The 25,295-nt window shown below is 47.6% G+C and carries 8 protein-coding genes and 6 tRNA genes; 13 read left to right on the top strand and 1 reads right to left on the bottom strand.

Annotated features, from left to right (window positions below; all coding sequences use genetic code 11):
- Positions 1-14 precede the first annotated feature (14 nt).
- The 6 genes from MAQ5080_RS04545 to recD all read left to right on the top strand — a co-directional run bounded on the left by MAQ5080_RS04545 (position 15) and on the right by recD (position 22,077).
- Positions 15-6,968 (top strand): Ig-like domain-containing protein, encoded by a 6,954-nt coding sequence (locus MAQ5080_RS04545; RefSeq protein WP_067332946.1) that lies wholly within the window; start codon positions 15-17, stop codon positions 6,966-6,968.
- Positions 6,969-7,174: 206 nt separating this feature from the next.
- Complete coding sequence (locus tag MAQ5080_RS17360) at positions 7,175-9,634, top strand: retention module-containing protein (protein WP_067213141.1); 2,460 nt, start codon at positions 7,175-7,177, stop codon at positions 9,632-9,634.
- A 223-nt stretch (positions 9,635-9,857) separates the two neighbouring features.
- Positions 9,858-12,581, top strand: a complete 2,724-nt coding sequence (locus MAQ5080_RS17355; RefSeq protein ID WP_067213144.1) for a retention module-containing protein — start codon at positions 9,858-9,860, stop codon at positions 12,579-12,581.
- Between the two features lie 154 nt (positions 12,582-12,735).
- The gene (gene recC, locus MAQ5080_RS04530) at positions 12,736-16,293 is read left to right on the top strand and encodes an exodeoxyribonuclease V subunit gamma (protein WP_156496602.1); all 3,558 of its coding nucleotides are present in this window, start codon (positions 12,736-12,738) and stop codon (positions 16,291-16,293) included.
- Positions 16,290-20,045, top strand: coding sequence for an exodeoxyribonuclease V subunit beta (gene recB, locus MAQ5080_RS04525; RefSeq protein ID WP_067213152.1), 3,756 nt, complete (start codon positions 16,290-16,292; stop codon positions 20,043-20,045). The genes recC and recB overlap by 4 nt, the downstream gene beginning before the upstream one ends.
- Complete coding sequence (gene recD / locus MAQ5080_RS04520) at positions 20,038-22,077, top strand: exodeoxyribonuclease V subunit alpha (protein WP_197464648.1); 2,040 nt, start codon at positions 20,038-20,040, stop codon at positions 22,075-22,077. Before recB ends, recD begins: the two co-directional genes overlap by 8 nt.
- Before the next feature lie 56 nt (positions 22,078-22,133).
- On the opposite strand, the gene msrA is transcribed toward recD, so the two are convergent.
- Positions 22,134-22,793 (bottom strand): peptide-methionine (S)-S-oxide reductase MsrA, encoded by a 660-nt coding sequence (msrA, locus tag MAQ5080_RS04515; RefSeq protein WP_067213162.1) that lies wholly within the window; start codon positions 22,791-22,793, stop codon positions 22,134-22,136.
- 154 nt (positions 22,794-22,947) lie between these two features.
- Between msrA and MAQ5080_RS04510 the strand changes: the two genes are divergently transcribed.
- The 7 genes from MAQ5080_RS04510 to MAQ5080_RS04480 all read left to right on the top strand — a co-directional run bounded on the left by MAQ5080_RS04510 (position 22,948) and on the right by MAQ5080_RS04480 (position 24,729).
- Positions 22,948-23,838 carry a hypothetical protein gene (locus tag MAQ5080_RS04510; RefSeq protein WP_067213159.1) on the top strand — a complete coding sequence of 297 codons (891 nt, stop codon included), beginning with the start codon at positions 22,948-22,950 and terminating at the stop codon, positions 23,836-23,838.
- Positions 23,839-23,963: 125 nt separating this feature from the next.
- Positions 23,964-24,040: transfer RNA gene (locus MAQ5080_RS04505), tRNA-Met, on the top strand.
- A gap of 63 nt (positions 24,041-24,103) precedes the next feature.
- Positions 24,104-24,180: transfer RNA gene (locus MAQ5080_RS04500), tRNA-Met, on the top strand.
- A gap of 45 nt (positions 24,181-24,225) precedes the next feature.
- Positions 24,226-24,302, top strand: a tRNA-Met gene (locus MAQ5080_RS04495).
- Positions 24,303-24,352: 50 nt separating this feature from the next.
- Positions 24,353-24,429 (top strand) — tRNA-Met (locus MAQ5080_RS04490).
- 73 nt (positions 24,430-24,502) lie between these two features.
- Positions 24,503-24,579, top strand: a tRNA-Met gene (locus tag MAQ5080_RS04485).
- A 73-nt stretch (positions 24,580-24,652) separates the two neighbouring features.
- Positions 24,653-24,729: transfer RNA gene (locus MAQ5080_RS04480), tRNA-Met, on the top strand.
- The last annotated feature ends 566 nt before the right edge of the window (positions 24,730-25,295 follow it).

Here is a 25,295-nt window from a genome sequence, read left to right as displayed (position 1 = left end):
TTGTAGACCCTGAGGTGACATTGCCAGATAACCAAGCGCCAACCTTGACGGTTACAGAAAGCTTTGATTTCGCTCAAGTCGATGGTGCGTCTGAGAATGACCTTGTGGCGACCTTTACCACAGCAGATGAAGACGGTGATGAAGTTACGGTTACCTTGAGTGATATGGACAACTATGCGTTAAGTGGTAATACAGTTGTTCTGACGGAAGCGGGTGCAGCGTTAGTCAATGCAGGGGAAGAGTTGCCTGCGTTCACCTTGACGCCAAGCGATGCTGAAAATAATGGTACTGCGGTGATTGTAGACCCTGAGGTGACATTGCCAGAGAACCAAGTGCCAACCTTGACGGTTACAGACAGCTTTGATTTCGCTCAAGTCGATGGTGCGTCTGAGAATGACCTTGTGGCGACCTTTACCACAGCAGACGAAGACGGTGATGAAGTTTCGGTTACCTTGAGCGACATGGACAACTATGCGTTAAGTGGTAATACAGTTGTTCTGACGGAAGCGGGTGCAGCGTTAGTCAATGCAGGGGAAGAGTTGCCTGCGTTCACCTTGACGCCAAGCGATGCTGAAAACAATGGTACTGCGGTGATTGTAGACCCTGAGGTGACATTGCCAGATAACCAAGCGCCAACTTTGACGGTTACAGACAGCTTTGATTTCGCTCAAGTCGATGGTGCGTCTGAGAATGACCTTGTAGCGACCTTTACCACAGCAGACGAAGACGGTGATGAAGTTACGGTTACCTTGAGCGATATGGACAACTATGCGTTAAGTGGTAATACAGTTGTTCTGACGGAAACGGGTGCAGCATTAGTCAATGCAGGGGAAGAGTTGCCCGCGTTCACCTTGACGCCAAGCGATGCTGAAAACAATGGTACTGCGGTGATGGTCGATCCTGCGGTGGCTCCTGATGAGTCCATCATGACTGCAACCTTCGCAGATGGAGTGGTGAATGGTCTTTCTTACTCAACAACAAGTGGCCTTTCTGGTCTTACAGGAGAAGGGGAGACTGATGGGGCGTTTTCTTATCGTGATGGCGACACCATTACTTTTTCTGTTGGTGGAGTAGAAATCGCCGAGATTTCCTCTGAGGTGATTAGCGGAAGCGTGTTATTCCTTCAAGACATCGCGAAGACAGATCTAGGTGATGTAAACCTAAACTATGTTGAGAACATGGCAATTTTCATCCAAGCCATTAGTGAGGGCTTACAAGACTCAGACGTTGAAGATGGTGTTTTAGACACAAGTGATATCATTAATCACCCATCTGGCAGCCAAGTGCTGAATATTACCAGTGACATGCGTGCCGCTTTTGATAATTACGATTTAAATATCGCAGAAGCTGGTAAACAGATGATTTCTGATGCTCTAGCGCATGTGAACATTGAGTTTACCCGTGAAAGTGAAACCGAAGATAACTTAGGCCATAACGAGTTTGAGACAGCGGCAATGGAACACGTTGCGCAGACTATTGAGTCACTCGCTGGCGATCGTACACCAGACTCCTTTGATGAGCGTACTGCCGATGTCATCGAAGTTCCTGGTGGCGTTGTGCAATACAACTACTCTGAAATGAATGGTCAAGTTACTTTCACAACGAATGACTTATTGGAAGGCGCTGTTGGTCAACAGGTTACAACAGAAAACTTGTTGGTTAAGAATGTTCAGTTATCTGCGCAATTCCAAGAGATTGGTACTTTGGTTGATCAAGGTGATGGGAACTATCTCATCCAATTAAATGAAGGCATCAATCAGTACGATCTAGAAGGTCTGAGTATCGATTATCGAGTAGAAGACTGGACGGCTTACACAGATGTTACCTCTTCTACTTTAGATACATTCAAGTCCCACTTATCTACGGACGTGAGCTCTGTTTCTGAAGGGGATGGTTATAATCAATTCTCGCTTAACAGTACGCTGACGTTTGATACAGCTCAGACGCTTAAAATCACCTTTACCAGTGAGAAGCTAAGTGCAGAGCTTGGTAAATCGATTGCAGAATACTCAGATGACTACACAATGCCTGTGGAGTATTCAACTGATGGTGGTGACACTTGGATGGCTGTTAGCTTGGATTCAGTTGAATACCAAGATAACGGCGATGTATGGCCAACCTTCTCGATGGAAATGCCTGGCGGAAGTAACGCCATTGACATCCGCATTCCAATCTTTGATGACTATGAAATCGAAGGAACTGAGTACTTCAATGCTACGGTATCTGGCGATAACTACTACGACGAAGATATTACGTTTGCTATTGAAGATAATGACTCAGCAGCTACTGATCTACCTTTGGTCGGCATTGACTTCGTTTATGCGGTGGAAGGTCAGGAATATGCTGAGTTCACCGTCAGTTTGAGTAAGGCCGCTGAAGGTGAGGTTAGCGTTGACTACACAACAATCGGCATTGGGGCTACCGCAGGTGTAGATTTCACGGACTATACCGGCACCGTTACTTTCGCAGCGGGCGAAACATCAAAGGTTGTCCGTATTGGTATCGAGGACGATACCACTATTGAAGATATGGAAATGGGCTTTGTTACACTTTCAAATGTAACTGGGGATGCCCTGCTAGGTGATGCTCAAGGCACATTGCGTATTTTCGATAATGATGGTCCTGCAAACTTAGACGTTACGCTAACGATTGATGATGTCACATCTGATAACTTAGTTTCCTCTGAGGAAGCAGAGGGTAGTGTAACTATTACGGGTACTGTTTCTGGTGATGCCTTTAGTTTTGCTGTCGTAACACTGAATATTAACGGACAAGAATACAGCCTACGTACGGACTCTACAGGCAAATACCAACTTACTCTAGATGCGTCTGAATTGACTGAAGACGCAGATCTCAAGATTGAGGGTACTGCTCATGCTTTCGATAGCTCTGGTAATCGAGGCGATGGTAGCACAGCCCACATCTATGAAATTGATGTGCCGAACGATGTTCCAGAAATTACCGTGACGAATGTTAATGTCTTCACTGAAGATCAAGCGTCGGCAGACGAAGTGGTGGCAGAGTTCACGACCTTCGATGCTGACGGTGATGACGTGACGGTAACGCTTAGTGACGAAGTGAATTACGCCTTGAACGGTAACACCGTGGTGTTAACCGAAGCGGGTGCGGCGTTGGTGAATGCGGGCGAGGATTTACCGTCATTCACTTTGACGCCAAATGATGGGAAAGAGAATGGCCAGTCAGCCTTTGTTAGCCCTGTCGTAAATATTGATACTGAGATTGCTACGCCAACTATTAGCTTTGAAGATGCGGGTACTGACCAAGTTTACAACAACGATGAGGTTGGCAACGATGGTACGGTCACTGCGACTATTTCTGTGACTGGATCAGAGGTTGGCGACACACTGACATATAAAGTGAACGATGGTGAAGAAGTCACGATTGAATTGAAGCAGAACCACCTAAACAATGGTGTGTCCTTCGAGGTGTCGCCAGAAGATAGCGTGACGGCCAGCTTGTCTGATGAAGCTGACAATAAGTCACCTGATGTTACAGAAAATGCTCCAGCAGCAGATATTGACGGCCCAAGTGTGACGATTACGGCAGCGGATGAAAATTTATCTGTAGGCCAAGAAACAACAGTTACATTCCAATTCAGTGAAAATGTGGCTGGCTTTGAAATGGGCGATATCAAAGCTGATGGTGGCGAATTAAGTAATCTACAACAATTGGATGATGATACTTGGACTGCAACGTTCACATTTACTGGTGATAAAGAGCCAAGTATCAGTGTGGCGAAGAATAGCTACACTGATACTGCTGGCAATAAAGGCTCAGAAGGTGAGTTAACACTAAGTATAAACGATGCACCTGAAGTGACGCTGAGTAACCAGCAGAACTTCACTGAAGAACAAGCGTCTGCGGGCGATGTGGTGGCGTCTTACAGCACCAACGACGAAGACGGCGACACGGTCACGGTGACCCTGAGTGATACAACCAACTACGCGTTGGATGACAGTAACAACGTTGTCTTGACCGAAGCGGGTGCGGCACTGGTGAACGGTGGTTCCGAGTTGCCAGCGTTCACGTTGACGCCACATGACGGCACAGTGGCTGGCGAAGCGGCCAGCTACGACCCAAGTGTGACCTTGGTGAACGACGGTCCAGTGATCGAGGTGACAGCGGCAGCCGAGTTCAATGAAAACGACGCGGCGGTGGATACCGTTGTGGCGAGCTTCACGGCGTCAGACGAAGAAGACGGCACGCCAAGCGTGGACTTCACAGACGGCACGAACACCGAGGGTTACTACGCGATCGATGGCACCGATGTGGTGTTGACGCAAGCGGGTGTTGAGGCGATCAATGCGGGCGAGACCTTGCCAGCGGTGAGCCTAACGGCGACCGATAGCGCAAATGTGACGGATACTGACAGCGATACGCCAAGCTACACAGCACAAAACGACGGTCCAGTGATCGAGGTGACAGCGGCAGCCGAGTTCAATGAAAACGACGCGGCGGTGGATACCGTTGTGGCGAGCTTCACGGCGTCAGACGAAGAAGACGGCACGCCAAGCGTGGACTTCACAGACGGCACGAACACCGAGGGTTACTACGCGATCGATGGCACCGATGTGGTGTTGACGCAAGCGGGTGTTGAGGCGATCAATGCGGGCGAGACCTTGCCAGCGGTGAGCCTAACGGCGACCGATAGCGCAAATGTGACGGATACTGACAGCGATACGCCAACGTATGTGCCAGAGAATGACGCGCCTGAATGGGCTGCGGCTGCTTCCACTACTCATAGCCTCTTGGAGGGTGAATCATTTGCTTTTAATGCTAATGCAAGCTCACTTCTAAGCGATTTTAGTGACGAAGAGAATGAGACTTTAACCATTTCAAGTATTGCGTTGGATTCTAATGGTACTGCTGTAACAAGTGATTTTGTTGACGGTTATTTAATAATTGAAAGTGATGATTTTGGCGTATTAAAAGTTGCCTCAGATGGTTCTTATAAATATGAAGCGCCAATTATTCAACACAGTTCCGATGATGCTGGTGACCTGTCATTTACTTACAAAGTATCAGATGGCTCTAATGAGTCTGAATGGGCGTCTGTGTTCATAGATATTCGTGACCAAGGCCTTACTGGTGTTGATGATATAGGCTTCTCTAGTGTTGAAGGCAACGTATTGAATAATGATACCCATACGGATTCGATTCAGTATGACCTAGCTACTGGAGCCGGTGGTGTTACATCTATTAGTTATGGATCTGGTTCAGACAAAGTCACAAAAACTTTAACTGATTTAAACTCAGAGGGTAATTGGGAAGTTCAAACTGATTCTGGCACTTTAACTATGGGTAGAGATGGTGGCTTTAGTTTTGCCGTTAATACTCTTACAGATAGTTCAGCGACTGGTTTTCAGGTAATTGGCTTCGATCATGGTGCATCTTTAAGCAGCGATAACGATGGTGCTTTCTTTAGTGCTAGTAAGATTCGCTGGAGTAATGATGATGTAAACGATAACGTAAAGGAAACAGGCGGTCAGGGTAACCCTAAAATAGGCGTTGGTTCGAACAGCCTGATAGATTGGAACGGAACAGTTTCTGAGACTTTGCTTGTGAAACTGGATACAGTTTCTACTGCCGTTCAGTTTGGTGTCCATAATATGAATGGTATCGATCAATCTGAAATTTTGGCTTTTGATAGTAATGGTGACATTATTTCAGGTATTACGGTCACAGAGAATTACAATAATGGTAATAAGATTGAGTCCGTATCCATTTCGGCTGGCGGAAATGCAATTAGCTATGTGTCGTTTTCAAATAGCCAAGAGAACAGCAATAACGATGGTTTCTCTGTACAAGAAATTGAATCTCTAACTCCTGCTGTTGATGAATCGTTCACTTATACGTTTGAAGATAGTGATGGCAGCCAAGGTTCCGCACTACTGCAAATTACAGATAAATCTGATTTTGAGGGCATGAATTATTCTGTTTGGTCAAATGTAAACAGCTACGAGTACGGTGGAAACTACAATGGCAGCGGTGGTTCTGAAGAGCAGCTTAATACTGTTATGGATAACGTTATTGCTGATGATAATAAGGCTGTTAGCACCAATATTATAGATGAGCTTCCTTCAGATCTTAACTATGATGCAGATGACAAATATACGGTTGCACATAGGGAGTTAGGTGTTATTTCTGCATTCATTTACCTAGAAGAAGGTAAGGAATATTCTTTTGAAGGGACAGTTGATGACAGCTTTTATGTTTCGATCAATGACACTGTAGTCGCTTCCGCTCGTTGGGGAGCTGATGGCTACGACCCAAATGAGAGTAGTTATACCATTAGTAAATCGGATGGTAGCTTTGTTGCTCAGGAGTCCGGTTACCATGCAATCCAGGTTGTTTATCATAACCAGGAGAACTGGGGACACCTTAATTTTAAGATTGCTGTTGATGATAATGATGCTGTTGAGCTAAATACAGACAATTTCGATTTAATGCCAATGACACTAGATGGTGATCTAATCAATGTATTAGAGGGCGCTAGTGGTAAGGATGATCTCGAAGGAGGTTCAGGTGTTGATGCTCTGTTTGGGAATGACGGTGATGACTTGTTATTCGGTGGTGATGATACAGAGTCAGATACTCTTATCGGTGGTTCGGGTGCAGATGTTTTCATTTTGAATGAAAGTTCAAACGATAGCATTCAGGACTTCCACGCCTCGGAAGATGCATTGGATATCTCTGACCTTTTAGATCTTCCTGGTAACACAGACTCAAGTGATCTAGAAGCCGTTCAGGCGTATTTAGATGAAAATGTTGCTATCTCTCAAGATGGTGATGGTGTGAATCATTTAACTGTGAAAGGAAGTGAAGTGGCTACCTTCGGCTCTGATAGTTCGTTTGATAGCGATGGAAATGGTTCGGTGAATTCCACTACAGACAGCTTAACCGTAATCTTCAATAACCAAGAGTTTACGATTAATCAGGATGGTTAATAGTCAGCAACCGCTCTGTTAACACTTAAAAACCAGCTCGAGTCATCGCGCTGGTTTTTTTGTTTGTACGAAATTAGCTGCTATTTAGAAGAGGATGGTGGGGTTTTATAGTGTTTCTGTTTAAAAAGTGTACTTCAGTACAATAGGCATCTTTATTTTAAAGGGATAGTTTAGTTGTTACTAATGCTATTAAGCAGGGAGCTTATATGAGCGACAATCAAACTATTCAGTCTCTAGGTGAACCTGTTGGGTTCGTTTCACAGCTTCAAGGTGCGGTTCGAGCGCACTCTGTCGATGGGCAAGAACGTATCTTGCAAATAGGGCAGCCAATTTACCAAGGGGATATCATATTTGCAGCGGTGGACGCTAGCGCGACGCTTGCGTTTACTGATGGAACAGATGTTTACCTAGCTGAAGCGTCGGCGGTTGAAATTAACGATGAAGTTTACCGATTGTCGCAAGAAGCAGTTGAAGCGATACCGTCAACGGAGTTTTTAGCGGATGGCATTGTAGACCTAACTGCTCTGCAACAAGCCATTTTAGCAGGGCAAGACCCGACTCAAGTTCAAGATGCACCAGCCGCTGGTGAAGGCCCTCTCGCTGCTGGTCTCGGTGGGGTATTGGTTGATATCAACCGTTCAGGTTTATCGGCTAGTCCGACGTATGGTTACGATACCCAGGCCCTTAACACCGAGTCTATTACTCTGACAGAAGATCAAACTCTTTTGGACTTGAATGAAGCTGATCCTACACAAGAGCCAGATCCTGAAACGCCTACTATTCCAGAACCTGAGCCAGACAGCCCTGATCCAGAGGACCCAGATCCAGAAGACCCAGATCCAGAGGACCCAGATCCAGAGGACCCAGATCCAGAAGATCCTGATCCAGAGGATCCTGATCCAGAAGAGCCTGATCCAGAGGACCCTGATCCAGAAGATCCTGAATCATTAGACTCAGCTCCTGACTCATACCGTGTAGAGGAAGGGGAGCATAATGATGGTGATGCGCAATCTGGCCTTGATGTCTCGGCAGCCCAGGGGGTATTGGCAAATGATGAGCAGGTAACAGGGCTGAAGGTTACGTCGCTATCTTTGAGTAATGATGGCTCCACCGCGTCCGTATCTGTGTCGAATGGTGAGTTCAATATTGCTACGAATCTTGGTGGCACCTTAACCGTTAAGGAAGATGGTTCTTTTACCTATAAAGCGCCTAATAGCCTTGATCATTCTGATGTGGCGAGTGGTTATGTGTATGACGGTAAGGATATTGTTGATTCAGTTTTTTATAAGTCGAGTGATGGTTCCCGAGAAACGGATTGGACTAAGCTGGCAATCAATATTGTCGATCAAGGCGTTACCGGAGTTAATGATAATGGTGTCGCGGGTGTGCAGGGTAATGTACTGAGCAACGATACCCATATTGATAATTTAAGTGCAGTCACTTCCGTGATTTACGACAGTACAAGCCATAGTTTTGCTGACGGTAAGGATACGCTCGAAATTCTAACAGGGTCAGGCACTCTCACGATTGAAAAAGACGGCGATTACAGTTTTGCTGTGACCACGCTGACTGGTGCTTCTGCGCCGAGCTATGGTACGGGGTTCAAAGCGATTGGTTTTGGCCATGGCAACTCTTTAAGTACGGATGATACTGGTGCTTTTTTCAGTACCACTAAAGTGCGTTGGGATTCTGAAGATGAAGGGATCAATGTTAACCATACCGGTGGCACAGGAAATCCTAAGTTAGGGGTCGGAACGAACAGTTTAATTGACTGGAATGGCACTGCGTCGGAGACCTTGCTGGTAAAACTTGAGACGGCTGCGACGGCTGTGGTGTTCGGTGTCCATAATATGAATGGTATCGATCAGTCGCAGATCCTTGCATTCGATACTGCTGGTGACTCAATCTCAGTCACGGTGACACCAAACTTTAACAGTGGGAACAAAATAGAGTCGGTATCGATTGCTTCTGACAATACTGCTATTGGCTATGTATCGTTTGCAAATAGCCAAGATAACAGAAATAACGATGGCTTTACGGTTCAAGAAATACAGTCTATCACTCCTTCGGTCAATGAAAGCTTCACCTATCACTTTGAAGACATTGATGGTAGCCAAGGCAGTGCTGAGTTGCAGATTAGCTCATCTAGCGGTGCATCGTCGCTGCTTCAATATGAAGGCACGATTCAGCGCACGGCCTTGATAAGTGAAGAAGAGGCTATGGATGACTATCTTATTGGAGGACTGAACTCTGATACATTAACTGGCGGTGAAAGGGACGACACTCTTTTTGGTGGTAATGATATTGAGTCAGATTTGTTGATAGGTGGGGAGGGGGCGGATACCTTCATTCTTAATGAGCAATCAGTGGACCGGATTGAAGATTTCACCGCTTCGGAAGATAAATTGGATGTATCTGATCTCTTAGATTTACCACTTGATACGGATTCCAGTAACTTGCAGGCGGTTCAGGAGTTTTTGGACTCCAAAGTAGAAGTCTCCCAAGATGGTTCGGGTGTCAGTTACGTTAAAATTGATGGTCAGGATATTGCGACATTCGGTTCAGGTAGCCAGCTTGATAGTAATGTAGATGGCACAGTGGGAACTGATGATCGTTTTACTGTGATTTTCAATGACCAAGAATACACCATCAATATAGATGGTTAGTGGTTGATAGTAATAGGTGAAGATAAAGCCAGCTTGCTTCTCAAGCTGGCTTTTTTTGTGCTTAAAAATGGGTCAATTTATTGACGAATTCCTGTCTAAGGCACGTTCACCACAAGACGTAACATATGAAAATAAGTGATAACTGTACTTTAGTACAATGGAATATATGAGTGAGGGGGTCTAGTTTTTAAAAGTATCGTTAATACAAGTGGAGGTACTTGCTATGAGCGACAATCAAACTCTTATCACATTAGGTGAACCGGTTGGGCTTGTGACCCAACTTGATGGCACTGTTCGAGTTCAGTCTGTAAATGGGCAAGAGCGTGTGTTGAAAATGGGTGATCCTATTTATCAGGGAGATGTTGTTGTAGCTGCAGCGGAAGGCAGTGCCACCATTGGTTTTAACGATGGTACCGAAATTTATGTAGCCGATGCGTCGGCTGTAGAAATAACCAGTGAAGTATATGGTCTTGCTCAGACCCCTGCCGAAGTAGTCGAGGAAGCAGCCACAGAAGGCTTCGTCGAGGATGGTACGGCTGATCTAACTGCGTTGCAGCAAGCTATCTTAGCGGGACAGGATCCGACTCAAACCCAAGAAGCGCCGGCCGCTGGTGAGGGGCTTCTGGATAATGCGCTAGGTGGTGTTTTAGTGGACATCTCGCGATCAGGAGCATCAGCGAGTCCTTCCTATGGCTATGACACACAAGCTGCTAGTTTTGAGGCGTTAGAAGCTGCTGAAGACCCGACTATTATCCCTTTAGTTGAGCCAGAACCTGAGCCAGAGCCAGAGCCAGAACCTGAACCTGAGCCAGAGCCAGAGCCAGAACCTGAGCCAGAACCTGAGCCAGAGCCAGAACCAGAACCAGAACCAGAACCAGAACCAGAACCAGAGCCAGAGCCTGAACCAGAGCCTGAACCAGAACCAGAACCAGAGCCAGAGCCAGAACCAGAAAATGAGCCTCCAGTTATTGATGTGGTCGCAGAAACTGACATTGACCTAGACAGTGTTGCAGAGGGTACGGTTGTGGCGACCTTTACCGCCAGCGACCCGGAAGATGGCACGTTAGGTGTTGGTAGTGGAGTGGACTTTACGCCAGGAAGTAATGACGATGGCTATTTCGAGTTCAACGAGGATGGCGAGGTTGTGTTGACCAGTGATGGTGCAACTTTCGTGAATGGTGGGGGAACTCTGCCAGCTGTTAGCTTAACTGCAACCGACTCTGAGGGCTTAACCGACGTCGACCAAGATCAGCCAACATTCTATGACGCACCGGACTCTGAAACTGATGCTTACAGTGTTTCAGAAAGTGATGGCCTTGATTCTGATAATGATGAAGATGTCGATGGTGCATTAGAAAATGATGAGCCAAGTACAGGTTTGACCATTGTCGGCATATCTTTGAATGCTGATGGTTCGGATCCTATCGCAGCAAATGGCGATGGTGACTTTGTTGTGAACACTGATATCGGTGGCACGCTAGTCATTCAGCCTGATGGCTCGTTTACCTATACCGCACCAAACAGCATTGACCATACAGGGATTGAAAGTGGTTATTTAGAGTCTTTCTACTATCAAGCTTCAGATAGTGAAAATACCTCTGATTGGACTCAACTAACCATCAACGTCACCGACGATGGTGTTGAAGGTGTCGATGATAGCGGCTTCTCAGGTAATGTACTGGCCAATGATGTGCATACTGATTCCATCGATTACGATGATGAGAATGATGTCGGTGGTGTCACTTCTGTAACCTATAACGAGGTTGAGTACACCTTTGCAGAAGGCGAAGATGAGCTCGATATTGAAACTGGTACAGGCACATTGACCATTGATAGAGATGGTAATTACACCTTTGAAGTAGATAATACGCCGCCAACCTATGGCGATGGCTTTACTGCCAAAGGTTACGAGTATGGTGTTGATTTCTATGATGAAAACGGCGATATCGATTGGGATGCCGGTAATGCTGATTTGATCAGTTCAACCGGTGCTGGCTTAGGTGTCGGTACTGGCGAAAATAACCCTATTGATGTGAATTCATCTGGTGAATCTGAGGCTCTGGTGATCAAACTGGATGATGCGGCAACCGCGTTAACCTTTGGTGTGCAAAACGGTACTGGTCTTTACGATCAGAGTGGTGACGATAAGGTGGATGTGGTCGGCTTTGATGCCGCGGGTAACAAAGTAGATGTCACCTTTACCGCAGCGGGTAATGGTAATAATTTAACGTCCTTGTCCATTACATCCACTGCTGCAATCGTATATGTGGCATTCACCTTTACTGATGCTGCGGAAGCGAATGATGGTTTCAGGGTTCGTGACATTGAGTCGATTACCAAGGTAGTAGACGAAACCTTTAGCTACGACTTTGAGGATATCGATGGCAGTACAGGTTCTGCTGATCTCGTGGTGTCTTCAGAAGGCGCTGAGTCTGAAGGACTTCTACAATATCAAGGCTCGATCATGAGTAGTGCTGTGGTAGACGATGACAGTAGTGCGCAAGGTGACTATATCGTTGGTGGACAAGGTGCTGATATCTTGATCGGTGGCGATGGAGATGACGTGATCTTCGGTGGCAATGATGTCGAATCAGACACCATGACCGGTGGCGATGGCTCCGATACCTTCATCTTAAATGATGAATCCGTCGATACGATTCAGGACTTTAAAGCCGCAGAAGATACTTTGGATATCTCGGATCTATTAGAGTTACCTGATGGTACTGATGCGAACGATCTGGCAGCGGTACAGGAGTTCCTAAATGCCAATGTTTCCGTGTCTCAAGATGAGAGTGGTGTGGGTCGTGTGAAAATCGGTGGTCAAGACATTGCGAACTTTGGCCCTGAGAGTAACTTTGATTCTGATGGTAGTGGTACCGTCACTTCAGAAGATACTTTAACGGTCATCTTCAATGACCAAGAGTACATCATTAACCAAGATGGTTAATTGATAACCTCCCTCTTATGGCAGTAAGAGTAAAGCCAGCTCGGTATTCGAGCTGGCTTTTTTTTATTTTTAAAACAAGCGTTTGCTAGCGTCATAATCTGTCGTCAGTTTGGTGTACCATAACCTGAGTTGAAGTATTGCTAAGGAGTGTCACGTGAGTAACTGGCCGACAGGATTGATGGTGATCCAAGGAAACCGTCTGGAGTCTTTAAAAGATGTCTTAGTAGAGTGGGTGAAGCGCTACCCACTGGAGCCTCTCGAAACAGACAAGTTCTTGGTGCAGAGTAACGGTATTGCTCAATGGTTACAGCAGGCCATCGCTCAAGACACAAGCGAAGGTGGTTGTGGCATTGCCGCCTCCATCGATGTGGCCTTGCCGGGACGTTTTATTTGGGAAGCTTATCGTGCGGCGTTTTGGGAGCTGGATACTCAGTCTCCGTTTGATTTAAAGCCCATGACCTGGCGTTTATTTCGCCTGTTAAATACGCTTGAAGATATTAACCAAAATGGCCAGTACGATGCCTTGCTCAACTTTATGGCCACTGGTAAAAGCCATGAACATCGCCGTTTTATCTTAGCGGAGCGCATTGCCAAACTGTATGACCAATACCAAGTTTACCGCGCCGATTGGTTGCAAGCATGGGAAGCGAATGTAGACGTTTTATCCAGCCGTGATGAAGTAGCCAGCAGTCAGTCCAAAGCGGTGCCAGAAGAGCAAATTTGGCAGCCTATGCTGTGGCGTTATTTGGTACAGGATGTCCAGCAAGACCCTGACTTTGCCGGCGATGCCCGTAAAATCGTTAACCGTTCTGAAATTCACAAAGACTTTATTGAGCATTGCCGCAATGCCGACTCGTTGGATGGCTTGCCACGCCGAGTGATTGTGTTTGGTATTTCATCGTTACCCAACCAAACCCTTGAAGTACTGCAAGCGATCGCGCCGTTTACGCAAGTCTTGCTGTTTACCATGAACCCCAGCGAATATTTCTGGGGCGATTTGATCGAAGGGCGCCAGCTGCTGCGTCAAGCCAAATCCCGCCGCCCCTTACGAGAAGGGCGAAGCCAAGGCAAAGAAATTTCTTTGGATGAAGCCCATTTATACGGTAATCCTTTGTTAGCTTCTTGGGGCAAACTAGGTCGTGATTATCTTCATTCGCTGGATGAAAAAGACCAGCCTGACAGTTATCAGACGTTTTTCGTCGACAGCAAAATTGACTTGTTTGAAACGCCAGGGGTGGCCTCTCTGTTGCAGCAACTGCAAGACGATATCTTTCAGTTACGCAGTTTAGACGATTGCCAAGCGCTAGCTCGTTCGGTCGACCTGGAACAGGACAGTATCCGTTTTATTGAAACCCACAGTCGTCAGCGCGAAGTGGAAGTGTTGCATGACTTGCTGCTCAATGAATTTGAGCAAGCCAAACAAAAAGGTGACCCTCTAGAGCCACGAGACATTCTGATTATGGCTCCGGATATCAATGTCTATGTGCCGCATATTGAGGCAGTGTTTGGGCGTTTTTCCAAATATGGCGATCATGCTGACAAACGCTTCTTACCATTTCATGTGGCCGACCAAAGTGCGCGTCAGCAGCACCCAATCGTCGCGGCTTTTGAGTCCTTACTATCAATCTCCCGTTCACGTTTTGAAGCGACGGATTTGTTATCCCTGCTCGATATTCCCGCCTTACGGGCGCGCTATGAGATCAATGAAGCCGATGTGGCACGACTAAAAAATTGGATAGAGAGCGCTAATATCCGCTGGGGCTTGTCTCAGTCCCAACGCCAATCGCTGGGTTTAACCAGTGCCAATGAACAGAATACTTGGTTGTTTGGCTTAAAACGCATGCTGCTTGGTTACAGTGTGGGTGAGGGGGAAATCTGGCAAGGCGTATTGCCATATGGCGAAATCGGCGGATTGGAAGCACAGATATTGGGGCAAATGCATCGTCTGATCGATGATGTGCAGGCGGTCTGGCAAGACTTTGTCGAACCGAAGACCCTAGTTGATTGGAGTGTGGCGTTACAAGGGCTGCTGGATACCTTCTTTAAACCGAGTAATGACCATGAGCGCCGAGTCATCACCCGCATCACCGAGCAAATTGAGCAGCTCGAAGAGCAAGTGAAAGCCGCTGGGGTGGATGAAGAGCTGGTGGCCATCGATGTGCTACAAGAAACCTTTATGGGCCAACTAGACGAGCCAGCCCTAAGTCAGCGCTTTTTATCCGGTTCGATTAACTTTGCAACCCTAATGCCGATGCGCGCCATACCATTCAAGCAAGTCTACTTGATCGGCATGAACGACGGCGATTACCCACAAGTCAGCACGCCGATGGACTTTGACTTGATGGTGGGAGATTACCGCCCTGGCGACCGTTCTCGTCGTGAAGATGCTCGATATCTATTCTTAGAGGCGGTGTTGTCAGCTCGAGATAAGCTGGTGATCAGTTGGCAAGGTCGCAGTGCCAAAGACAATAGCGAACAGCCGCCATCGGTGTTGGTGGGGCAATTGCGCGATTACCTGAACAAAGCGTGGAGCGATGACAAACTGTCTGACAAGCTCACTCGCGACTATCCGATGCAATCGTTCAGTCGTCGCTATTTTCAAGGCGATGCGCCGGTCTTTACCTATCAACATGAGTGGCAAAGTGCCTACGAGTCAGCGCCTCACATGTCAGGAAAAAGCGATAGCTTGCCAGCCTGGCAACCGGATGCGCCGCTCAATGCCCGTAAACTGACTGACTTTTATCGCTCTCCGGTGGATGCGTTATACAAGGAGCGCTTGGACATCCGTAAACCCAGTGAAATCGAAGAAACCAAAGTGGTGGAAAATTTCGAGTCGGATGGCCTAGAAGAGTGGCAAGTACACGACCAGATGTTGCAATACGCTAAGCGTCATGATGTCACCGAGTCTCAATGGGACGATCGTGTTGAGAAAGAGTTAGAGCGCTTGATTGCGGCAGGAGAGCTGCATAGCGGCGCGTTTTCTGAAATTCGTCGTGAGCGACTGTTCTCCAGCAAATTAAAGCAGCTGTATTTTGGTTGGAAGAATGCTCTAGCAAGCCATACACCGGCGTCTGACACCTTACGTCAAGCGGAGTTCTCTGTGACCATTGGCGATCAAGTAGTGACCTACGAAGATGACTTAGACCGCCTCTATAAACCAGTCAACGATGATGTGTTGGTGCAGTTTATCATGCAAACCTCGAATGCCTACAAGGACAGCATCATTGCTGAAGAGGAAAAAATCGAGCGTGATATTACCGACAACAAGCTGGGATCGGGCACCACTTGGCGCAACTTGGTTAACGCTTGGGTACGTCATTTGGTGGCTAATGTGGTGCACCAACGACCGGTGGATACCCAGTTAATGACCCCAAATGGCGATATGCGTTTTTATGGTATGGAAACCAAGATGGCTCAGAAAGAGTTTGAAACCTTAGCGGCGGCTTGGCTCAAAGCCATGCATGAACCTTTGTGCTTTGGCATCAATGGCGGTATGGGATTAGTGGTTGAGATGAAGGGCGCTAAGAAAACCTCCGATGTGCGTATGGTGGAAAACTATCTTAACTTTGATTTGGGCAGTGAGCGCAATCACTATGCAGGCCTGCATATTCAAGAGCCCCTTAGTGACGACCAAATTGCAACCCTGGAGCATTACGCCCAGTTGCTTTGTGAGCCAATTGTACGCAGTCTGAACAAGGAGATGGCCGCATGAGCGACGTGACCAACCAATTAAACCCGTTAACCTTTCCTTTAACAAGTTCTGCTTTGATTGAGGCCAGTGCCGGTACCGGTAAAACCTACACCTTGGCGTTATTGTATTTACGCTTGGTGCTTAAGCATGGTGGCGATAACAGCTTCAGTGATTATTTATTACCGCCGAATATCCTGGTGGTGACCTTTACCAAAGCGGCGACCCGAGAGCTGCGTGATCGTATTCGCGCACGTTTAGTAGAAGCAGCCAACTATTTTCGTCTGTCACAAGAGCCAGAGAAGCCCGACCCATTGCTGCAAGCGCTAAAACAAGACATTGCCAAGGAGCAAGACCTCAACAGCGCCGCGCGTCGTTTAGATGTGGCCGCGGAATGGATGGATGAAGCCGCGGTGTCCACCATCCACTCTTGGTGTAGCCGAGTGTTATCCGAGCATGCGTTTTACAGTGGTTTGAACTTCCAGCAAACGCTGATCGAAAACGAAAAACCGCTGATCATTCAGGCCTGCGAAGACTATTGGCGTGAGATGGTGTTTACTCTCGACGAGCCCGAGCTGCGCCAAGTGTTAAGTGTCTTTAAATCCCCCAATGCGCTTTATAAAAAGGTCAATGCCCTGATTTATAAGACAGAAGCGTTTGCGAAACCTGAGATGGAACTGTCGGATAAGCTTCAGGCGATTGAAAAAGATCGTGCAGAGCAAATGGCGAGCCTAAAACAGCAAGTGCAAAATGCCTTGCCAAGCCTAATCGAAGGGCATGAAGCCGCGACCAAAAACAAGCTGATCAACGGTCGTTCCCTGAATAAAAAGCATCTAGGGGATACCTTTGCTGCGTTGCAAAAATGGGTGAGCAGTCAAACGGATAGCCTATCGATTCTCTATAAGCTCTTTGACGGGAAAAGCTTTGCCAAGATTGCCTTAATCGAAACAGGTCATTGGAAAGATCCCAGTCAAATTACCATTGACCAACAGGCGGCTGCGATCTTAGCGCAACTACCGGAAGCCATTGAGCAATTGGTTACAGCGGATGAATTCTTAATCTGTCATAGCAGCCATTGGGTGGCGGAGCGTGTTGAGCAAGAGAAAGTGCAGCGTGGTGTGCTGAGTCAAAACGATCTGCTGTCTAAGTTGGATAAAGCCTTGCAAAGTGAGGGCGGTTCACGTTTGGCAGAGGTAATCCGTAAGCAATTCCCGATCGCTCTGGTGGATGAGTTCCAAGACACCGACCCCGTGCAATATCGTATTTTTAATACCATTTATAATGTGGCAGAACCGCACCCAGATACCGGTTTCTTTATGATCGGTGACCCGAAACAGGCCATTTATCGTTTCCGTGGGGCAGACATTTTTACCTACTTGGCTGCCAAGCGCGACACGGGCGAGCGTCAATACACGCTGACTCATAACTATCGCTCGGCTCCGGATTTGGTGGCCAGTGTGAACCACTTCTTTGAACACGCGGAAGCAATGAACCCCAAGGGGGCGTTCTTGTTTAAAGACGCTGGTCAAGATCCGATCCCGTTTCAACCTGTCGGAGCGGGCAAAAAAGATGAGATCGAGCTGCTGATCCATGGAGAGCGTTGTGCGGTACAAAACCTTTGGGGCTTAACGCCAGAGGAAAGCGAAGACGAGAAGGAGGCGAAAGCCCCTGACCGCGCCAAAGTGACGGCCAATGAAGTCGCGTCTTTGCTGAATTTGTCTCAAGCGGGTCATGCCACAATTAATCTAGGTGAGGGCGCGCGAGCGCTGCAGCCCAAAGACTTTGCGATCCTAGTGAACAGCGGTAATGAAGCGCGTCAGATACGCCGTGCCCTGTTCGAATTGAATATCGCCAGCGTCTATTTATCCGATGCCAGTGATGTGTTTGATACTGATGAGGCAGACGATGTGCTGCGGCTGTTGCGTGCGATGGCAGAGCCATTTAACAGCTTCCATTTACGTGTCGCTCTGGGCTCGCGCTTAATGGGGTTGTCTCTCAGCGATTTAGACCGCTTAAACCACGATGAGCTGTTTTGGGAAGGCTTTATCGAACTGTTCCGCGGCTATCATCAGCATTGGTATGAATTCGGTATCATGGCAGTGTTGCATCGCTTCTTTACCGAGCAACACGTCACGGGGCGTTATTTAACCGAAGCCAATGGTGAGCGTTCGATCACCGATTTATTTCATATCTCTGAATTACTGCAGCAAGCGTCGGAAACCATTCAGGGGCAGCAGGCCTTGATCCACCATTTAGAGCAACGCATTACCACGGAAAAATCTGGCGAAGAAAGCACTCAGCAGCGCTTGGAAAGTGATGCGGATCTGGTGCAAGTGGTGACGGTGCATAAGTCCAAAGGTCTGCAATACCCGATTGTTATGTTGCCGTTCTTAGATTACGCACGTCCTGTAAAGTCCAGCGATTTCCCGATTGAATACCACGATGAAATGGAGAATCTCGCCCTGACATTCCAAGCCAAGAGTGAAGAAGTGAAGCTGGCCGATGCCGAGCGCTTGGCCGAGGATGTGCGTAAGATCTATGTGGCCATGACTCGAGCCATCTGTGCGCAATGGATGGCCATTGGTGACCCAAAACGCAACGACGACGGAGAAGCGGTGCCGCTAACCGCGGCGGCCCATGTGCTGCTTGGCGTGAGCGATTGCACCGTGGTTGATCGGGCCAGCAAGATGGCTGATACCTTTACTTTGGTGGCCGTCAAGGGGCAGGAAGCGTCTTATCAAAGCCTTGATGAGCTGGCATTCCGTCCCGCTCGCCAAGTGCAGAACTTGGGGATTGAGCCTTGGTGGATCGCCAGTTATTCCTCGTTTACCTATGGTGGTAAAGAGGGACTGGAGTTTCCAACCAGTACCTTATCTGAGCAGCCAGTGGATGAGCAGCTAACGGACGATGAGGATGTGCTGTTAGAAGAACAGCCATTGACGTCCAAAGGGGAGAAGGTCATGCATCGCCTGCCCCGTGGCAGCCATATCGGTACCTTCCTACACGGTATTTTAGAGTGGGCAGCGGAGCAGCGTTTTCAAACGCCAGAGGGAGAGCGTTTGCTCGGTTTTGCAGCGGCCCAAGCAGATAGCGCAGGGCGTCTGGACATGTTGCAAGGGCGCTGTCGCAAGCGCCAATTGGAGGCTTTTGTGCCTGAGCTTTCGAGTTGGTTAGCAGCGTTTCTGGGAACCACCTGGCAGCTAAATCAACTGCCTTCGAGCAAAAGCCGCGATTTCCGACTCATCGACCTGCACCCCAAAGACGTGGCGGTGGAGTTGGAGTTTATGTTTGCCGCCAATGCGGTGCATTCGCAGCGTTTAGATGCCTTGGTACGTCAGTACACCTGGGGTGGTTTGGAGCGCCCCGCAGCGAACTATCAACAATTAGAAGGCATGTTTAAGGGCTTTATCGATTTGGTCGCACAGATTGATGGGCAGTATTACGTGATCGACTGGAAGAGTAATTATCTGGGTGAGCACGACGCGGATTATGACCTGGATAGCCTCAAAGTCGCTTTGTTGAAAAAGCGTTATGACTTGCAATATGTGTTGTACCTAGTGGCCTTGCATCGCCATTTGCAGGACCGCATTCCAAATTATGACTACGACCAGCATGTGGGTGGTGCGGTGTATTTCTTCTTACGGGGTTTTGAAAACCCTGAAAGCCAAGGTTTGATAATGGATAAACCACCTAAAGCGTTAATTGAAAAATTGGATGCCATGTTTGCCGGCGAAAATGCTGCAGAGGCCATGCAACAGGAGTTTGACTATGTTTGATCTAATGAGCCTAAAGTCGTGGGTGGATGGCAGACTGGTGCGGTACGTGGATTATGCCTTGGTGAAATGGATCGCAGAGGAGCAGCCAGCGCTCTCCAATGATGTCTTACCTGTGTTGATGGCGGCTAGCTACAGCGCGTCTATGGGTCAGGTATGTATCGACCTTAAACAGTGGTTACAAGCGCCTGAGTTGAGCCTTGGGGCATCTGACAGTGAAGATGAGTCTGTGCAGGCGTTATTTGAGGCACTGCGTGCTTGGGCTGATGGTGTGTCCATTGCTGTATTGGTCGAGGCGTTGGAAAATAGTCAAGCGGTGGCAGCAGATGAAGCGCTTATCGCGACGCAAAGTACGCCATTTGTCTTGGTCAAACATAAGGGCTCGGCGTTATTGTATTTACGACGCTATTGGCAGGCGGAGCAAACGATTGTCTCCGGCATCCGTCAGCGATTGAATCGAGCCACCAGTGTGTCCGAAGAAGACATCCGCGAGCTGTTGAGCGCGCTCTTTCAAGAGGAGAGCGGGCAGACAGAGAGTGATAATGAACCGGATTGGCAGAAGGTCGCCTGTGGTATCGCGGCCAGTAACCATTTCTCGATCATCACCGGTGGTCCAGGTACCGGTAAAACCACCACTGTTTTAAAGCTATTAGCTTTGCTGCAAGGACAGCGCCTGAAACACCATCTGCCACCCTTGGCGATTCGCTTGGCGGCGCCGACGGGTAAGGCTGCAGCACGCTTAAATGAGTCCATTGCTGCGAACCTAGCGCGTTTGGAATTGCCTGAGTTAGGTGGCATTCAGCCCTCGGATTTAAAGCAAATCATCCCCACGCAAGTGACCACGCTGCATCGATTATTGAAGCCTAAGCCGAACTCGCGACAGTTTAGTCATAATAAAGCCAACCCCTTGGTAGCAGACATTGTTGTGGTCGATGAGGCCTCGATGATTGATATCGAAATGATGGCCAGTCTCTTTGATGGCATTGAGCCTGATGCGCGCGTCATTCTTTTGGGTGATAAAGATCAACTGGCGTCGGTGGAAGCGGGCTATGTGCTGGGGGATTTGTGTCGTGGTGCAGCAAGGGGGAGCTACACTAGTCATACCGCCGCATGGGTTAAGGATGTCTGTAAGCAAACGATTCCAAGCGCCTATATTGAGGAGCAAGGTACCACCCTCAATCAGGCTGTTTGTATGCTGCGACACAGTTACCGCTTTGTGGAGGGGGGCGTGATTCACCAGCTCGCCAGTTTGGTGAACCGTGAGCAATCAGGGAAGAAATGGCCGACGTTACAGAATATCTTTGCCCAAAGTCGACAGGAATCACCTGATGCGCCCGCTTTATCTTATCTGCAGCAGGAGCAATCACCTCACGCGGAGCTGAGCAATGATGTGCGTAATTTATTGGTCAAAGGCTATGGTGAATATTTCGATGTGGTGGCGAAGATGCCATCTGTGTCCGCCGGCAGCGCTGCGTTTGATCAATGGGGTAAGCAGGTGCTGGAGCGGCATGTCAGTTTTCAGCTGTTAGTGGCCATGCGCCGTGGCGAGTGGGGCTTAGAGGGGATGAACCATCGTATCGAGCAGCTGCTGTTGAAAGCGGGCAAGCTAAGATCTGTGGCGGGCTTGTGGTACCTAGGTCGTCCGGTGATGGTGACGCAAAACGATTACAGTGTCGACTTGATGAATGGCGACATCGGCATCAGCTTATTATATCCCGTCAACGGTGAGTTAAAGCAGCGCGTGATCTTCAGTGATGGACACGGCGGTGTTCGCTGGGTACTACCAAGTCGCTTGCAAAGTGTTGAGACCGTGTTTGCGATGACAGTACACAAATCACAAGGCTCTGAATTTAGCCACACGGCGATGCTACTGCCTAGCCAAAGCTCACCAATTTTAACCAAAGAGCTGATCTACACAGGCATTACTCGCTCTAAGCAGTACTTTACTCTCATTTCGGGCAGTCAAGCTGTCTTGGAAGACGCCATGCATCGCAAAGTTGAGCGAAGCAGTGGTTTAAGTTTGTATATTGACTAGCCACTGGTCAAGCAAATAGGGCGGCTCCATGGGCCGCCTATCTGCCTTTCATGTTGCTATCTTTCTAATCCGATTGGGCAACTAATGCCTGTTCCTGCCAAGCCACAGTAGCCATTTGGGTTTTTAAACAAATATTGCTGATGGTAGGTTTCAGCAAAATAAAACACCTCCAATGGTTCGACTTCCGTGGTAATCATGCCAAAGCCAGATTGAAGAAGTCGCTGCTGATAGCGCTCTTTGCTGGCCATCACTGCTGTCAGGTCCTCATCGTTCAGGGTGTAAATAGCAGAGCGATATTGATTGCCAATGTCGTTCCCCTGACGCATACCTTGGGTCGGGTCATGGTTTTCCCAAAAGACTTTTAAGACCTCATCTAACGACGTTTCAGTGTTATTAAAGATCACTTTTACCACTTCCGTGTGGCCTGTTTGACCAGTGCAGACTTCTTCATAGGTGGGGTTGGGCGTGTGGCCGCCCGCGTAACCCACTGCGGTTACTTTTACCCCTGGCGTATTCCAGAGCTTTCGTTCAGCTCCCCAGAAACAGCCCATTGCAAGATAAATCTCGGTTTCAGCAGTTTCTGAATGGCGCTTTATGTTTTCTTTTGTAACTAAATGATTTTCTTCTATGAGTAGTGGTTCACTTCTCCCTTTGAGAGCCTCTTCTTTGCTAGGAATAGTACATTTTTTCAATAACTTATCTATTAATTCTGGCATATCTTTAACCTGCATATCTATTATGAATGTTGTTTATATATTGATCTATTGGTTACATTTGATTACGTTTGGATGCAAAAATCTACTATGTAAAGATGGTTTTAAAGGTAGCCTAGCATAAACTTGATTTATCTATTTTAGGGATGCCGCTGCTATGGCCGACGCATTAATTATCTGGGACGATCGCGACAATAATGAAGACCTTAAATCTTTCATTGATGAGTTTGCTCTTGAATTGAGTCGATACTCGCTGTCGTCTCGAATGGTGTCTCTTTCCTACAATACGGATGGTGCCGGCGATCAGATTAAACCCAGTATGCGTGCCTTGATGGACTTGGTATATCAAGAGTCGCCATTGCACCTTATTACCTTTGGTTCCAAGCCTAACTCCTTGGCTGCATTAATTAGTCCTGCCTTACGTTGCCAGTTGCATACCAATCGATTGCCTGAGTGGTTGGAAAGTGGTCAAGTGCCTTCTGCGATTGCGAGAATCGCCAGTTACATACACAAAGACGATACATGGGGCAGTGGTAAAGAGCTAAGCGATTACTTTTACCCGCACTCCTATTCCAAAGCGACCAGTAATGTATTGTGTATTGAGGAAGACTTGTTGTCCGAAGAGGTGATGAGTCATGCCAGTATGGCGGGGGTAGCGTTGCAGAAGCTGCCGCTAAAGGCGTTTTTGCCACCCTCAAGGTTACAGTTAGAAGAGTGTGGTTTGTTAGTGGTGTCAGCGGATCTGGTGACCAAGTCAAACCTGATAGAGGTGGCGAACGGTTACGGTGTGCCTGTGCTATTGATATCACCTGATAATCGTAATTTTGGTATACGTGATGGTGAAAATGGCTGGGTAGTGAACAATACTCAGCAGATCCATTACACTAACTACCTTATTAACTGGCAGAGCATGTCGCAAAATACACGAGAAATGGTTTCCCGTTATTGTCGTACTATCCAGTCGAATCAATCGGGCTTGCGCTGTTACTGTTCCTCTCTAGGATACCCTGAGCGATTAGAATTAAAAGATTTTAAGCTAAGGGGTTGACCAACCTAAAAAAGATCCGTAATATGCGCACCTCGTTGAGGCAAGGCACCGAACGGTACTGAGGCCAACGACGGATAGCGAATATTGTTCGTGATCCAAAAGTGATTAGTTAAAACTAAATCAGGCGCGGGATGGAGCAGCCTGGTAGCTCGTCGGGCTCATAACCCGAAGGTCGTCGGTTCAAATCCGGCTCCCGCAACCATTTAGTTTTACAGCTACCATAATCACTTGAATGAAAATCTTAGACAGTCGCTAGACTGAATGGCGCGGGATGGAGCAGCCTGGTAGCTCGTCGGGCTCATAACCCGAAGGTCGTCGGTTCAAATCCGGCTCCCGCAACCAATTCTAAGATTCACATTCTACAATCAGTTATCTTTGACTGTCAGGCGCGGGATGGAGCAGCCTGGTAGCTCGTCGGGCTCATAACCCGAAGGTCGTCGGTTCAAATCCGGCTCCCGCAACCAGTTCAAAGATCACAATTCTAAAAGTCAGTTTCTATTAGACTTTTGTCAGGCGCGGGATGGAGCAGCCTGGTAGCTCGTCGGGCTCATAACCCGAAGGTCGTCGGTTCAAATCCGGCTCCCGCAACCAATTCGTAAAGCGTTTGAATTGGCTGAAAGTTTCAAAATATCATTACAAAATCTAATCAAACTTAGATTCATGGCGCGGGATGGAGCAGTCTGGTAGCTCGTCGGGCTCATAACCCGAAGGTCGTCGGTTCAAATCCGGCTCCCGCAACCAATTCGAATAGTCGTGAGAATTGGCCACAAGTTTGAAGTATCATCACAAAATCTAACTAAACTTAGATTCATGACGCGGGATGGAGCAGTCTGGTAGCTCGTCGGGCTCATAACCCGAAGGTCGTCGGTTCAAATCCGGCTCCCGCAACCAATTTAAAGATTTATATTTTAAAACCTTCCTCTATATCTCTCTTTAGTTTTATCTCTCTTTAGTTTTATCTCTCTTTAGTTTTATCTCTCTTTAGTTTTATCTCTCTGGTGTTATGACTCGAAGGTCGTCGGTTCGCTCTCTAAAAAAACAGGGGCTCCCGCAACCAATTTAAAGATTTATATTTTAAAACCTTCCTCTGTATCTCTCTTTAGTTTTATCTCTCAGGTGTTATGACCCGAAGGTCGTCGGTTCGCTTTCTAAAAAAACAGGGGCTGCCGCAACCAATTCAAGATTTACACTTCAATCTCTTTCTCAGTACTTCACGTCAGCTTTATCTCTCAGGTGTTATGACCCAAAGGTCATCGGTTCGCCTTCTAAAAACAGTGGCTCCCGCAACCATTTCAAGATTTCCTCTTTAGCTTTATCTCTCTGGTGTTATGACCCAAAGGTCATCGGTTCACTTTCTAAAAAAACAGGGGCTGCCGCAACTAATTCAAGATTTACACTTCAATCTCTTTCTCAATATTTCGCTTCAGCTTTATTTTCCGGGTATCGGCAGCCAAGGG

It is taken from the genome of Marinomonas aquimarina (assembly GCF_900089755.1).
GTDB classification, from domain to species: Bacteria; Pseudomonadota; Gammaproteobacteria; order Pseudomonadales; family Marinomonadaceae; genus Marinomonas; species Marinomonas aquimarina.
The sequence above is the reverse complement of the archived record's forward strand: the minus strand, read 5'-3'. Positions and strand labels throughout refer to the sequence as shown.